Source organism: Janthinobacterium tructae, assembly GCF_006517255.1.
GTDB lineage: Bacteria > Pseudomonadota > Gammaproteobacteria > Burkholderiales > Burkholderiaceae_D > Janthinobacterium > Janthinobacterium tructae.
Genome location: NZ_CP041185.1, coordinates 2,209,679 through 2,223,936, shown reverse-complemented (window position 1 = coordinate 2,223,936; position 14,258 = coordinate 2,209,679). Strand labels below are relative to the sequence as shown.

Annotated in this window: 9 protein-coding genes; 8 read left to right on the top strand and 1 reads right to left on the bottom strand. The window is 63.1% G+C overall.

Features of this window, described 5'->3' with window-relative positions:
* The first annotated feature begins 8 nt into the window (after positions 1–8).
* Entirely contained in the window at positions 9–461 is a 453-nt protein-coding gene (locus FJQ89_RS09665) for a hypothetical protein (RefSeq protein WP_141170030.1), read from the top strand.
* 25 nt (positions 462–486) lie between these two features.
* Here FJQ89_RS09665 and FJQ89_RS09660 read toward each other — a convergent pair whose 3' ends face one another.
* Entirely contained in the window at positions 487–2,202 is a 1,716-nt protein-coding gene (locus tag FJQ89_RS09660; RefSeq protein WP_141170029.1) for a methyl-accepting chemotaxis protein, read from the bottom strand.
* A gap of 381 nt (positions 2,203–2,583) precedes the next feature.
* Between FJQ89_RS09660 and FJQ89_RS09655 the strand changes: the two genes are divergently transcribed.
* From FJQ89_RS09655 to selB, 7 genes are all read left to right on the top strand, one after another.
* Positions 2,584–4,734: a TonB-dependent receptor gene (locus FJQ89_RS09655; RefSeq protein ID WP_141170028.1), complete on the top strand. Its 2,151-nt coding sequence runs from the start codon at positions 2,584–2,586 to the stop codon at positions 4,732–4,734.
* A 266-nt stretch (positions 4,735–5,000) separates the two neighbouring features.
* The gene (gene fdnG, locus FJQ89_RS09650) at positions 5,001–8,072 is read left to right on the top strand and encodes a formate dehydrogenase-N subunit alpha (RefSeq protein ID WP_141170027.1); all 3,072 of its coding nucleotides are present in this window, start codon (positions 5,001–5,003) and stop codon (positions 8,070–8,072) included.
* A gap of 13 nt (positions 8,073–8,085) precedes the next feature.
* Positions 8,086–9,006 (top strand): formate dehydrogenase subunit beta, encoded by a 921-nt coding sequence (fdxH, locus tag FJQ89_RS09645; protein WP_141170026.1) that lies wholly within the window; start codon positions 8,086–8,088, stop codon positions 9,004–9,006.
* Positions 8,996–9,667 (top strand): formate dehydrogenase subunit gamma, encoded by a 672-nt coding sequence (locus tag FJQ89_RS09640; RefSeq protein ID WP_141170025.1) that lies wholly within the window; start codon positions 8,996–8,998, stop codon positions 9,665–9,667. The genes fdxH and FJQ89_RS09640 overlap by 11 nt, the downstream gene beginning before the upstream one ends.
* Before the next feature lie 175 nt (positions 9,668–9,842).
* A complete protein-coding gene (gene fdhE / locus FJQ89_RS09635) occupies positions 9,843–10,898 on the top strand; it encodes a formate dehydrogenase accessory protein FdhE (RefSeq protein WP_141170024.1) in 1,056 nt (351 codons plus the stop codon).
* On the top strand, positions 10,895–12,304 hold the full coding sequence (selA, locus tag FJQ89_RS09630; protein WP_141170023.1) for an L-seryl-tRNA(Sec) selenium transferase: 1,410 nt from the start codon (positions 10,895–10,897) through the stop codon (positions 12,302–12,304). The genes fdhE and selA overlap by 4 nt, the downstream gene beginning before the upstream one ends.
* Positions 12,301–14,256 (top strand): selenocysteine-specific translation elongation factor, encoded by a 1,956-nt coding sequence (gene selB / locus FJQ89_RS09625; RefSeq protein ID WP_141170022.1) that lies wholly within the window; start codon positions 12,301–12,303, stop codon positions 14,254–14,256. The genes selA and selB overlap by 4 nt, the downstream gene beginning before the upstream one ends.
* The last annotated feature ends 2 nt before the right edge of the window (positions 14,257–14,258 follow it).

The following is a 14,258-nucleotide window of genomic DNA, read 5'->3' as shown; positions in this document are numbered from 1 at the left end:
GAGTGTGAATGCTGTCGAACGAACAAGAACAATTATTGCAACAAAGCCAAACGGCTTTTGACGCCTACTATGACGCGCTGGGCGCCTCGCTGGTGAACTTCGTCGAGCGCCTGGGCATCCAGCCGGCGCACGAAGTGTTGACGAACGCGGCCGAATACCTGCCGTACATCGATGCGGCCATGCGCACCATCGTCATCCGCGACGAGAGCTGGCAGTGGGTGAAAACCATGCTCGGCTACTTTATCGGCGAATACTTCGTGCAGGGCCATGCTGGTTGCTGGTATGTGGAAACGCGGCCCGAATCGCCGCATTTCTGCCGCATCATGGTGGGGGGCTTTGAGCTTGGCTTGCCGCCGGATGCAGCCATCGATCCGGAACAACTGGCGCTGGAATTTCTGGGGCAATCCGTGCCGCGCGAGCTGGCGGCACTGATCACCCAGGCGCAAGCCCGCGCGGCGTGATGCCGCACGGCTTGCTTAAGCAGATTTAAAACTCTTCCCACTCGCCTTCGGCCGGCGCCGCAGCCTTGCCGCTCTTGCGCGTCACGGGCAGGCGCAGGGCAGGGGGCGAGGCCTTGCGGGCAGGCGCGGCCGGGGTTGCCGGAGCTGCCGGCGCGCTGCGCTGTGCCGCTTTCATGCTGAAACGGTCGGTCGCCGCCGCATTCGCGTCCAGGCGGAACACGCTGACCACTTGCGCCAGTTCGCTCGCCTGCTCCTGCATCGCTTCGGCTGCGGCCGAGGCTTCTTCCACCAGGGCTGCATTTTGCTGCGTCACCTGGTCCATTTCGGAAATGGCCTGGTTGACTTGCTCGATGCCGGCACTCTGCTCTTCGCTGGCGTTGCTGATCTCGCTCATGATGGACGTGACGAAGCCTATGCTTTGCACGATTTCTTCCATCGTCTTGCCGGCCTTGTCGACCAGATCCGTGCCCACGTCGACCTTTTGCACGGAGTCGTCGATCAAGCCCTTGATCTCTTTTGCCGCCGCTGCCGAGCGCTGCGCCAGGTTGCGCACTTCCGTGGCCACCACGGCGAAGCCGCGACCCTGTTCGCCGGCGCGTGCCGCTTCCACGGCCGCGTTCAGGGCCAGGATGTTGGTCTGGAAGGCGATGCCGTCGATGACGGAAATGATATCGACGATTTTCTTCGACGAGGTATTGATCTCGCCCATGGTGGCCACCACTTCGGCCACCACGGCGCCGCCGCGGCTGGCGATGCCGGCGGCGTCGCCGGCCAGTTTATTGGCCTGGCGCGCATTGTCCGCATTCTGCTTCACGGTACTGGTCAATTCTTCCATCGACGACGCGGTTTCTTCCAGCGAGCTGGCTTGCTGTTCCGTGCGCGACGACAGGTCCTGGTTGCCGGCGGCAATTTCTGCGGACGCCGTGGCGATGGTGTCGGTGCCGCTGCGCACCTGGCCGACGATGCCGACCAGGCTGTCGTTCATGGTTTTCAGTGCATGCATCAGCTGGCCCGTTTCATCGCGGCCTTGCACCGTGATGATACTGCTCAGGTCGCCTGCTGCCACGGTTTCCGCCACTTTCACGGCATCGCGGATGGGGCCGGTGATCGAACGCGTGATCCACCAGGCGAAGCCGATGCCCATCAGCACGGCCAGCACGCCCATGGTGATGAGGAAGATGCGGGTGCTGCTGTAGGCTTCGATGATGCTGGCGCCGACGCCGTCGGCGGCCTTGATCTGCATGCCGGCAAAACGTTTCACTTCGGCCAGGTAAGCCACGGTGATCGGCGCGACTTCCTTGTCGAACACTTCCTTGGCGCCCGCCACGTCGCCGTCGGCCTTCATCTTGAAGGCGCGTGCGCGCGTCGTCACATAGTCGGTGCGCACCTTGCGCACGACCTTGAACTGCTCGATCACGCCCGGGTTGCGCAGCGAGGCGACGATGTCGTCCTGCAGTTTGCTGGAACGCTCGGCATCGACTTTCAAGTCTTCCTCGATCTTGGCGCGCACGACGGGATCGGGGATTTCAAACGAGGCCACGCCGCGCACGCTGTTCAATTCAATGATCTTCGACCATTCGGCCACCATGCGCTGGTTCTTGATGCTGGTATTGATGAGGCGGTAGGTCAGGTCGCTGGCCGTTTGCATGCGCACCAGGGCGGTGATGGTCAAGGCGGCAAGCAACAGCAATACGACAGCAAAGCCGACGCCAAGGCGGCTGCCGATGTTCAGGTTTTTCATGTAAGTCCTAACAATGTAATAGTCATGATCGCCGCCGCCAGCAGGGGCGGACAGGCGCCGCAAGGCGCAGGGGATCGGGGTCTTCGGGTGCCGCTTGATTGCATTGCGGCGCGCCGCGCTGTGCACGGCGTTGGAGGTAAAGCAAGGGGTGTGGCGGCGTGGGGAGCCGCTGACCAGCAGGCGCAAGTATAGCATTGACGCACGGAAATAGTTTTTCAAAGCAATTTTAATTACTTATTGACATTAAATCATTGTTGCTTTTTTACATCAAGTACCTGGTTCATAAGTACTATCACTTACATTTCACCTTACTTTTTGCCGTGCCGGCTGATAAAATACTAATGATAATCATTCGTATTAAATAATCGACCAGGGAATTGTATGCAGCAACAGCGCAAGCCAGGATGTAAACCGATCACGCTCGCCGTACTGGGCGCCTTGAGCTTCGGCGCCACGCCATTGGCGGCGTGGGCGCAGGAAAGCTTGCCCGCCGTCACCGTGACGGCATCGAAGGACAAGGACGGCTATGTCGCCGGGACGTCCGCCAGCGGTACCAAGACGGAAATGGCCCTGCGCGACGTGCCGCAGACGATCAATGTGGTGCCGGCCGCCGTCATCCGCGACCAGAACGCCATGTCGATCCAGGACATCATGAAGAATATCCCCGGTGTGGGCTTGTCCACGGGCGACGGCCAGCGCGACCAGGTGTTCATTCGCGGCTTCACGGCCATCGGCGACCAGTTCGTCGACGGCTTCCGCGATGACGCGCTGTATTTCCGCGACCTGTCGAATGTGGAGCGGCTGGAAGTGATCAAGGGACCGGCCGCCGTGCTGTACGGTCGCGGTTCCTCGGGCGGCCTGGTCAACCGCATCACCAAAAAACCGGGTATCGATATCACGGACGTGGCCTTGAGCCTGACGAATACAAAAGGGCGTCGCGGTGAAGTCGACGTGGGCCGCGTGGGCGAGACGGTGGACTGGCGCGTCACGGGCGCGCGCGAAGTGTCCGACAGCTACCGCGCGCAGCAATTCATCAACCGTACGGCGCTGGCGCCATCGGTGGCCATCCGCCTCTCTGGCGCGACCAAGCTGCTGCTGCAGGGCGATTACCTGGAAGACCGCCGTCTGACGGACTTCGGCATCCCGTCCTGGCATGGCCGCGCTGTGGCTGTCGATGCGAGTACTTACTACGGCGCTGCCAATGCCCGCGATGCCGATTTCAGCCAGTCGCGCGTGGTCTCCACGGCCGCCACCCTGACGCACAAGTTCAGCGATAGCTTGTCGCTGCGCAATGCCTTCCGCTATTACGATTACCACCTGGACCGCAACAACACGAATATTTCCGGCAACGTCAACGAAGTCAAAGGCACGATGAACTTGGCGCACGCCAAGCTGAACCGCGACGAGAGCGGCTGGTTCAACCAGACGGAACTGACGCAAAAACTGGTCACCGGCAGCCTGCGCCACGAAGTGCTGTACGGCGCCGAGTTCGGCAAGCAAAACAAGGATGCCAACAGCTGGGCCGCCATCTTGGTGGCGCCGAACGTGTCGATCTTCAATCCTGTCCTGCAGCAGGTCAACCGCAGCAAGCTGGGTGTGCGCAGCGATACCTTCGGTACCTACGACACGGCCGCCGCCTACGTGCAGGATGCCATTGCTTTCAGCGACGAGTGGAAGGCGCTGGCCGGCTTGCGCTATGACCGCTACAAGCAGCAGTCGCGCCTGGCCAATGCGCTTGGCGTGACGACGGCAGACCTGTCGCGCACGGATGCGGCGTTCAGCCCGCGCGCCGGCCTCGTCTGGCAACCGAGCGCCGTGCAGTCGTACTATGCGTCGTGGAGCCGTTCCTTCCAGCCCAGCGGCGAGAACTTCGCCCTGGCCGCCAACAATACCGACCTGGCGCCGGAAACCACGCGCAACACGGAAGTGGGCGCCAAGTACGATCTGTGGGGCGGCCGCGCGAATGCCACTGTGTCGCTGTTCCGCCTGGAACGCGACAATATCAAGACCAGCGATCCGATCACGAACCGCATCGTGCCCGTCGGCACGCAGCGCACGGACGGCCTGGAACTGACCTTCAACGCGGATTTGCACGATGGCTGGAAAATGATGGCCGGCTATGCTTGGCTGGACGCCACGATCACCGATTCCATCGCCGTCGACAAGAGCGTCAACGTGCCGGGCGGCATCATCGCCAGAGAAGTGCCTGTCAAAGGCAAGCGCGCCACTTTGACTGCGCGCAACACGGCCAATCTGTGGCTGACGAAAGAGCTGGGCCACGGCTTCACGGTGGGCGGCGGCGCGAATGCCGTCGGCAGCCGTTTTGCCAATGCCGGCAACACGGTGGTCTTGCCCGGCTATGTGACGGCCGACGCCATGGCGGCATACCGCACGGGCCGCTATGAAGTGCAGCTGAACGTCAACAATATCGGCGATACGCGCTACATCGTCTCGGGCCACGGTTCCAGCCCGAACCTGAGCTTGCCGGGCGCGCCGCGCAACGTGGCGCTGACCTTGCGTTACAGCCTGTAATTTTGTCGCTTCCTCAAAACCCGCTCGCGAGCGGGTTTTTTCATGGGGGAGCTGGGCCGGGCGGGCTGCCATTGTTTAGAGGAACTATTCGGTACCGGTCAAATAATGTTGACTATGTGCAATTTTATCCGACGGACTGAGCCTTGACGGGGTTTGAGGCGTAAAATACTGTCATACGGCACAGGCATGGTGCTTATATCTTGGCGATATGACACCACCACGACGTTGTATGACTTTTTATTTACTCACATCATAGAGGCCTGAATATGGTTCAGATGTCCAGGCGCCAGTTCCTTCGGGTAACTGGCGCGACCATTGCTGGTTCCAGCCTCGCCCTGCTCGGTTTCGCACCGGGCCAGGCGATGGCGGAAGTGCGGCAATACAAGCTGTCTCGCACCACCGAGACACGCAATACCTGTCCTTACTGTTCGGTAGGATGTGGCGTCCTGCTGTATGGTCTGGGCGACGGCGCGAAAAATGCCGTCTCCAGCATCATCCACGTGGAAGGCGATGCCGATCACCCGGTGAACCGCGGCACCCTGTGCCCGAAAGGTGCCAGTCTGGTCGACTTCATCCACAGCCCGAACCGCCTGAAAGTGCCCGAATACCGCGCACCGGGCGGCACGGAATGGCAACCGATCTCCTGGGATGTGGCGCTCGACAAGATCGCGCGCCTGATGAAGGACGACCGCGATGCCAACCTGATCGAGAAGAATGCCGACGGCAAGACCGTCAACCGCTGGCTCTCCACCGGCATGCTGGCCGCGTCCGCCGGCAGCAACGAGGTCGGTTACCTGACCCACAAGACAGTGCGCAGCATGGGGATGCTGACCTTTGATAATCAGGCGCGTGTATGACACGGACCGACGGTGGCAGGTCTTGCCCCGACGTTTGGCCGTGGCGCGATGACGAATCATTGGGTCGATATCAAGAATGCCGATGTGATTTTGGTCATGGGCGGCAATGCAGCAGAAGCACATCCTTGCGGATTCAAATGGGTTACGGAAGCGAAGGCGCATAACAAGGCCAAGCTGATCGTTGTCGATCCGCGTTTTACCCGTACCGCATCCGTGGCAGATTACTACTGCGCCACGCGTACCGGCACGGACATCGTCTTCCTCGGCGCGATCATCAATTATCTGCTGACGAACGACAAGATCCAGCATGAGTACGTGCGCAACTACACGGATATGCCTTTCATCGTGCGCGAAGACTATGCGTTCGAAGATGGCCTGTTCTCGGGTTACGACAAAGAAAAAGGCAAGTACACCAACAAGGCCACCTGGGATTACGAGATCGGCGACGACGGCTATGCCAAGGTCGACCCGACCCTGGAACACCCGCGCTGCGTCTACCAGATGATGAAGAAGCACTACGCACGTTACACGACCGAGATGGTCGAACGGACGTGCGGCGTGTCGCCCGACAAGTTCCACAAGGTGGCTGAAGCCCTGGCTTCGACCGCCGTGCCGGGACGCGCCGGCACCATCCTGTACGCACTGGGCTGGACGCACCACTCGACGGGCGCGCAAACCATCCGCACGGGCGCCATGGTGCAGCTGTTGCTGGGTAATATGGGTATCGCGGGCGGCGGCATGAACGCCTTGCGCGGCCACTCGAACATCCAGGGCTTGACCGATCTGGGCCTGATGTCGAACCTGTTGCCAGGTTATATGACCCTGCCGAATGAAGCCGAGCAGGACTTCGATGCGTATATCGGCGCGCGCGCCACCAAGCCGCTGCGGCCGAACCAGCTCAGCTACTGGAGCAATTACCGCAAGTTCCACGTCAGCTTCATGAAGACGTGGTGGGGTGATTTCGCCACGGCCGAGAACAATTACGCGTTCGACTACCTGCCGAAACTCGACAAGCCGTATGACTTGATGCAAGCCATCGAGAACATGCACCAAGGCAAGATGACGGGCTATATCTGCCAGGGCTTCAACGTGCTGGCGTCCGCGCCGAACAAGCAGAAGGTCACGGAAGCGTTGTCGAAACTGAAGTTCCTCGTCATCATGGACCCGCTGGCCGTGGAAACGGGCGAATTCTGGAAGCCGCATGGCCAATACCACGAAGTCGATCCCACCAAGATCATGACCGAAGTGTTCCGCTTGCCGACCAGCTGCTTCGCCGAAGAGCGCGGTTCGCTGGTGAGTTCCTCGCGCGTGCTGCAGTGGCACTGGCAGGCGGCCGAACCGCCGGGCCAGGCGCGCAGCGACCTGGAGATCATGTCGGGCCTGTTCTTGCGCATGCGTAGCATGTACCAGAAAGAGGGCGGCAAGTTCCCCGATCCTATTCTCAACCTGACGTGGAATTATGCGCAGCCGCATAACCCGCAGCCGGAAGAAATCGCCCGCGAATTCAACGGCCGTGCGCTGGCCGACTTGTACGATCTCAAGGATCCGACCAAGCTGCTGGTGAAAAAGGGTGAGCAGCTGGCCTCGTTTGCGCAATTGCGCGACGACGGCACGACGTCGAGCGGTTGCTGGATCTTCGCCGGCAGCTGGACGCAGGCGGGCAACCAGATGGGACGGCGCGACAATAGCGACCCGACCGGCATCGGCCAGACTCTGGGCTGGGCCTGGGCGTGGCCGGCCAACCGCCGCGTGCTGTACAACCGCGCTTCGTGCGACTTGAAGGGCAAGCCTTTCGACCCGACGCGCAAGTTGATCGAGTGGAATGGGACGAACTGGAGCGGGGCAGATATTCCCGACTTCAAGGTCGACGAGCCGCCGGAAAACGGCATGGGTCCGTTCATCATGCTGGGCGAAGGCGTGGCGCGCTTCTTTGCGCGTGGCGCCATGGCCGAAGGGCCGTTCCCCGAGCATTACGAGCCGTTCGAAAATCCGCTGGGCTACAACCCCATGCATCCGAAAAACCCGCAAGCGACCAGCAATCCGGCCGCGCGCGTGTTCGCCGATGACCGGAAAATGTTCGGCACGCACGAGGAGTATCCGCATGTGGCGACCAGCTACCGCCTGACCGAGCATTTCCATTACTGGACCAAGCATGCGCGCCTGAACGCCATCATCCAGCCGCAGCAATTCGTTGAAATCGGCGAAGAGCTGGCCAAGAGCATCGGCGTCGTCGCCGGCGGTGAAGTGCGCGTCAGTTCCAAGCGGGGTCACATCATCGCCAAGGCCGTGGTCACCAAGCGCATCAAGGCTTTGATGATCGAGGGCAAGCAGGTGCATACCGTCGGCCTGCCGCTGCACTGGGGCTTTACGGGCGTGGCCAAGCCGGGGTATCTGATCAATACCCTGACACCGGGCGTGGGGGATGCGAATTCGCAAACGCCGGAATTCAAGTCCTTCCTCGTGAAGGTGGAAAAAGCATGATGGGAGCTCAATAATGGCACTGCAATCCTTAGATATCCGGCGCCTGTCGGCTACCACGGTGACGCCGCCGCAAGCGCGCAGCCCGGTGACGGGTACCGTGGCCAAGCTGATCGATGTGTCGAAATGCATCGGCTGCAAGGCTTGCCAGACGGCGTGCATGGAATGGAACGACTTGCGCGACGAAGTCGGCGAAAACCATGGCACCTATGACAATCCGACGGACCTGACGCCGCAATCGTGGACGGTGATGCGTTTTGCCGAACACGAAGACAACGACGGCAACCTCGAGTGGCTGATCCGCAAGGATGGCTGCATGCACTGCGAGGATCCGGGCTGTTTGAAAGCCTGTCCGGCGCCGGGCGCCATCGTGCAATACACGAACGGCATCGTCGATTTCCACCAGGAAAACTGCATCGGTTGCGGCTACTGCGTGGCCGGCTGTCCTTTCGACGTGCCCCGCATTTCGAAAAAGGACGACCGCGCCTACAAGTGCACGCTCTGTTCGGACCGCGTGGCCGTGGGCCAGGAACCGGCCTGCGTGAAAACCTGCCCGACGGGCGCCATCCTCTTCGGCACCAAGGAAGACATGAAGGTGCATGCGGAAGAGCGCATCGTCGACCTGAAGTCGCGCGGTTTCGAGAACGCGGGCCTGTACGATCCGCTGGGCGTGGGCGGCACGCACGTGATGTACGTGCTGCACCATGCCGACAAGCCGAAGCTGTATTCGAACTTGCCGGAACGCCCGCGCATCAGCCCGATGGTGGGCTTCTGGAAGGGCTGGTCCAAGCCGCTGGCAGTGGCCGGCATGGCTGCCACGGCACTGGCAGGCTTCTTCCATTACACGCGTGTCGGTCCGAACGAAGTGAGCAAGGACGAAGAGCACGAAGCCTTGGAAGAGGCCAAGCGCATCCGGGAGGAACAGCATGAAGCATAGTGAACATCACGATGGCAAGCTGCGCGACAAGGATGGCAACCCGTTGATCCAGCGTTACGACTCGAACGAGCGCACGAATCACTGGGTCACCGCGATCACTTTCGTCATGCTGGCCCTGTCCGGCCTGGCCATGTTCCATCCCTCGATGGCGTGGCTGGCGAACCTGTTCGGCGGCGGTCAATGGACGCGCATCTTGCATCCGTTTGCCGGCCTGGTGATGTTTGTCTCGTTCGCGATCCTGGTGGTGCGCTTCTGGCACCACAACAAGTTCGAGGACGGCGACAAGCAGTGGCTCAAGCAAATGGACGACGTGCTCAACAACCGTGAGGAAAAGCTTCCGAAGATCGGCAAATACAATGCCGGCCAGAAGATCCTGTTCTTCGTGTTGCTGGTCAGCATGATCGGCTTGCTGCTGTCGGGCATCGTGATCTGGCGCGCGTATTTCGCGTTCTACTTCCCGATCGACGTGGTGCGCTTTGCCGCCTTGCTGCATGCCGGTTGCGCTTTTGCCATCATCTGCGCCATCATCGTGCATATCTATGCGGCGCTGTGGGTCAAGGGCTCGATCGGCGCCATGGTGCGCGGCACCGTCACCTACGGCTGGGCGCGCAAGCACCATCCGAAGTGGTTTGAATCGGTGATCCGTCATACGGAAAAGTAGGCAGCAGGGTAGGTCGGCTTAGCTTCGCGTAAGCCGACATGCTCCGCCGCCGGCGTTTTCGTATGCCAGGGCCAGTCCCCCAGGACTGGCCCCTTTCTTTTTATCGATTAAAATACTTTTACAGCACAGCCAACTCCGCTGGCTCTGCCTTGCTTTTTTTGATGGGAAAACTCCATTGGTACAACGCATTCTTCAGCCAGGCGAAATCGAAGGCCTGGACCACAACGCGATTCCGCGCCTGCTGCTGCCGCAGCCTGACAGCTTGTTCAAGGCGCGCGCCTTGCGCTTGCGCGAACTGGCGCAAGGCAATATCAAGGGCATCCCCGTCGACGCGGGCATGCAGGGTTACCTGGTGCTGATGGCCGCGCTGGCCGACGCGCAGGCCGCCGTGGTGGGAAAGCTGACGCCCGGCGCCGTGCCCGCCGCCGACCCCGACGCGCTGCGCCGCGCGATGCAGCACCGCATGCCGGTGCTGCCCGTGAATGGCGCCCGTCCGCCCGTCTGGCGCGACATCTTTGCCAGCCTGCTCGATGAATTGGCGAGCACGGCGGCCAGCCAGCCGGCATTGTCCGGCGGCCTGACCCAGGTGCTGGCGCAGCTGCGCGCGCTCGATGCGCCAGCGCTGGACGCCTGCGCCGATGCCGTGCTCGATGAAAACGGCGACAACCTCAATCCCATGCACGCGCCGTTCGTCGCCGCCGCGCTGCAGATTTTATGGTCGGTGTCGGCCAGTGAACTGCGCGCCGCGCGCGTGCCGGACCTGGAAACGGGTACCCTGTGTCCCGTCTGCGGTTCGCACCCCGTCGCCAGCGTGATCCGCATCGGCGGCCAGTCGCAGGGTTACCGCTATCTGCACTGCGGCATTTGCGAAAGCGAATGGCATATGGTGCGCGTGAAGTGCTCGACTTGCGAACAGAATGGCAAGATCGCCTACCAGGGCCTGGACGCGGCCGATGCTGCGCCGTTCGACCCCGTGGCGGCGAAGGACGACAAATTGCCCAACAAGGCGAATGATCCGAAGAAGGTGGCGCGTGCGGAAACCTGCGACGATTGCCATACCTATCGCAAAGTCTTCAACCAGGAACACGATTACAATGTCGAACCGCTGGCCGACGACCTGGCCAGCCTGATGCTCGACCTGCTGGTGGGCGAAGCGGGCTACCAGCGCGCCAGCGGCAATCCGCTGCTGTGGCTGGGGAAGAACGACAGCGGCGAGGGCCAGCCAGCATGACGACGGGGCAAACCGTGCGCCTGCCGTCGGTCGACCGCATCCTGGGCGACGCGGCTTGCCTGGCCCTGATTGCGAATTACGGCCGCGTGCAAACCCTGGCCAGCGCGCGCGCCGTGCTGGCCGAACTGCGCACGGCCATGCTGGCCGGCGCAGTGTGCGAGGAGGGCGCATCGATCACCGCCATCGCCGCGCACATGGGCGAGCGGTTGCAGGCCCAATCGCGCTCGCAGCTGCGCGCCGTGTTCAACCTGACGGGCACCGTGCTGCACACGAATCTGGGCCGCGCGCTGCTGCCCGACGCGGCCGTGCAAGCCGTGGTGGAAGCGCTGCAGTGGCCGATGAACCTGGAATTCGACCTGGAGACGGGCAAGCGCGGCGACCGCGACGACCTGGTCGAGGAATTGCTGCGCGAACTGACGGGCGCCGAAGCGGCCACCATCGTCAACAACAATGCGGCCGCCGTGCTGCTGATGTTGAATACCCTGGCGCAGAATAAAGAGGTCGTCGTCTCGCGCGGTGAACTGGTGGAAATCGGCGGCGCCTTCCGCATCCCCGACGTGATGACGCGCGCCGGCGCCGTGCTGCGCGAAGTAGGCAGCACCAACCGCACCCACCTGGCCGATTACGCCAATGGCGTGAATGAAGACACGGCCCTCTTGATGAAGGTCCATTGCAGCAATTACGCGATCACCGGTTTCACGAAAAGCGTGGAACTCGACGAACTGGTGCCGCTGGCATCCAAACACGGTGTGCCGACGGCCGTGGACCTGGGCAGCGGCACCCTGGTCGACCTGGCCCAGTATGGCTTGCCGCATGAAACAACGGTGCGCGAAACCATCGAAGCGGGTGCCGACCTGGTCACCTTCAGCGGCGATAAATTGCTGGGCGGGCCGCAATGCGGCGTCATCGTCGGGCGCGCCGATTTGATCGCGAAGATCAAGCGCAACCCCCTGAAACGCGCGCTGCGGGTCGGCAAGCTGACCCTGGCGGCATTGGCCCCGGTGCTGCAGCTGTACCGCGCGCCGGACTTGCTGGCCGAACGTCTGACCACCTTGCGCCTGTTGACGCGCCCCGCGGCCGCCATGCGCGGGCAGGCGCAAACCCTGCTGCCGCTGCTGCAGGGCGCGTTGGGCATGCAGTACGTGGTCACGGCCGAAGCCATGCAAAGCCAGATCGGCAGCGGCGCCTTGCCCGTCGACCAGCTGCCCAGCTTTGGCCTGGCCATCCGCAGCGCTTCCGGCTCGCGCCTGAGCAACCCATTGGGCGTGCTGGAACAGCGTTTGCGCGCCTTGCCGTGCCCCGTGATCGGGCGCATCGGCCAAGACACTCTGTGGCTGGACCTGCGCTGCCTGGAAGCGGCGCACGAGACGGCCTTCATCGCGCAGCTCGGCGAGTTGTCCGCATGATCGTCGGCACCGCAGGCCATATCGACCATGGCAAGACGACGCTCACGCGCGCGCTGACGGGCGTGCACACGGACCGCCTGAAGGAAGAGCAGGCGCGCGGCATCTCGATAGAACTCGGCTATGCCTATCTGCCGCTGGCCGACGGCACGGTGCTGGGCGTGATCGACGTGCCGGGCCACGAAAAATTCATCCGTACCATGGCGTCCGGCGTGACGGGCATCGACTTCGCCCTGCTGGTGGTGGCGGCCGACGACGGCATCATGCCGCAGACGCACGAGCACCTGGCGATTTTGCAGCTGCTGGGCGTGACGCGCGGCGCCGTGGCGCTGACCAAGATCGACCGCGCCGACGGCGCCCGCGTGGCGCAGGTGGAGGCGGACATCGAGGCGCTGCTGGCCGGCACGCCGCTGGCGGGCAGCCCCATCTTCCCCACGGCGGCCAGCCGCGACAACGATCCCGGCGTGGCCGCCTTGCTGGCGCACCTGAGGCAAGTGGCGCGCAGCCTGCCGCAGCGCGATGAACGGCGCTTGTTCCGCCTGGGCGTGGACCGCGTGTTCACCTTGTCGGGGCAGGGCACCATCGTCACCGGCACGGCGCTGGCGGGACGCGTACAGGTGGGTGACATGCTGCAACTGGCGCCTGGCGGCGCGCAAGCGCGCGTGCGCAGCATCCATGCGCAAAACCGCGCGGCCGGGACGGGCATGGCGGGCCAGCGCCTGGCGCTGAACCTGGCCGGCATCGAGCGCGAACGCATCGAACGGGGCAACTGGATCGTCGCGCCGGAACTGGCGCAGTGTTCCGAACGCCTCGACGTGGAACTGACCCTGCTGCCCGACGCCGGCGTGCAATTGAAAGCCTGGTCGCCGCTGCACGTGCACCTGGGCGCGGCGCACCAGCTGGCGCGCGCCGTCATGCTCGATGGCGAAACTCTGTCGCCGGGGCAGACGGGCAGAGTACAACTGGTGTTCGAGACGCCCATGCACGGCGTGCCGGGCGACCGCTTCGTCGTGCGCAATGCGCAAGCGACGCAGACGGTGGGCGGCGGCATGGTGCTCGACCCGTTCGGCCCCGCGCGCAAGCGGCGCAGCCCGGCCAGGCTGGCCTGGCTGGCCGCGCTGGCCGCCTTTGTTGCACAGGGCGATATTGCTGCCTTGCTGGCGCAAAGCCCGCTGGGGCTGCGCGAGTCGCTGCTGGTGCGCCTGTCGCTGCTGCCGGCGAACGCCATCGCGCTGCCGGCCGAGACGCGGCGCATCGCCCTGCGCGGTGGCGACGCCCTGCTGCTGGCGCCGCCAGCGTTGCTGGTGCTGGAAGAGCGGGTGCTGGCCGCCCTGGCGGTGTTCCACGCGCGTGCACCCGATGAAGCAGGGCCGGAACTGTGGCGCCTGAAGCGCATCGTCGACGCGGAGATGGAAGACGCCTTGTGGAGCCATCTGGTCGAAGGCTTGCTGGCGCGCGGCGAAGTGCTGGCGCGCGGCGCCAGCCTGCATCTGCCGACGCACAGCGTGGAACTGACGCCGCAGGAGCAGGCGCTGGCCGAACCCTTGCTGGCGGCGTTGGAGCGGGGGCGCTTCGAGCCGCCGTGGACGCGCGACCTGGCGCGCGACTTCGGCCTCGCCGAAGATGACGCGCGCCGGCTGTTGCGTAAACTTGCCAAGGCAGGGCAGATCAGCCAGGTGGTGCACGACCTGTTTTATCACCAGGCGGCGCTGGCCGAGCTGGCGCAACTGGTACGCACTCTGACCGAAAAAGCGGAGCTGGATGAGAATCTGGCGCCCGGTTCCGGCGCCGTGGGCGCGGCCGCCTTCCGCGATGCCAGTTGTCTGGGCCGCAAGCGGGCGATCCAGGTCTTGGAATTCTTTGACCGCGTCGGTTATACTCGCCGTGTTGGCAATGGGCATCTATTACGCCCGCAAGCGCTGTGGTCCTATACTGCAGCCTTGCCCAACAGTTAGCT

Bases quoted from the DNA above. Each gene is read 5' to 3' on its own strand.
- FJQ89_RS09665 (WP_141170030.1), top strand. From the start codon at position 9: ATGCTGTCGAACGAACAAGAACAATTATTGCAACAAAGCCAAACGGCT.
- FJQ89_RS09660 (WP_141170029.1), bottom strand. From the start codon at position 2,202: ATGAAAAACCTGAACATCGGCAGCCGCCTTGGCGTCGGCTTTGCTGTC.
- FJQ89_RS09655 (WP_141170028.1), top strand. From the start codon at position 2,584: ATGCAGCAACAGCGCAAGCCAGGATGTAAACCGATCACGCTCGCCGTA.
- fdxH (WP_141170026.1), top strand. From the start codon at position 8,086: ATGGCACTGCAATCCTTAGATATCCGGCGCCTGTCGGCTACCACGGTG.
- FJQ89_RS09640 (WP_141170025.1), top strand. From the start codon at position 8,996: ATGAAGCATAGTGAACATCACGATGGCAAGCTGCGCGACAAGGATGGC.
- selA (WP_141170023.1), top strand. From the start codon at position 10,895: ATGACGACGGGGCAAACCGTGCGCCTGCCGTCGGTCGACCGCATCCTG.
- selB (WP_141170022.1), top strand. From the start codon at position 12,301: ATGATCGTCGGCACCGCAGGCCATATCGACCATGGCAAGACGACGCTC.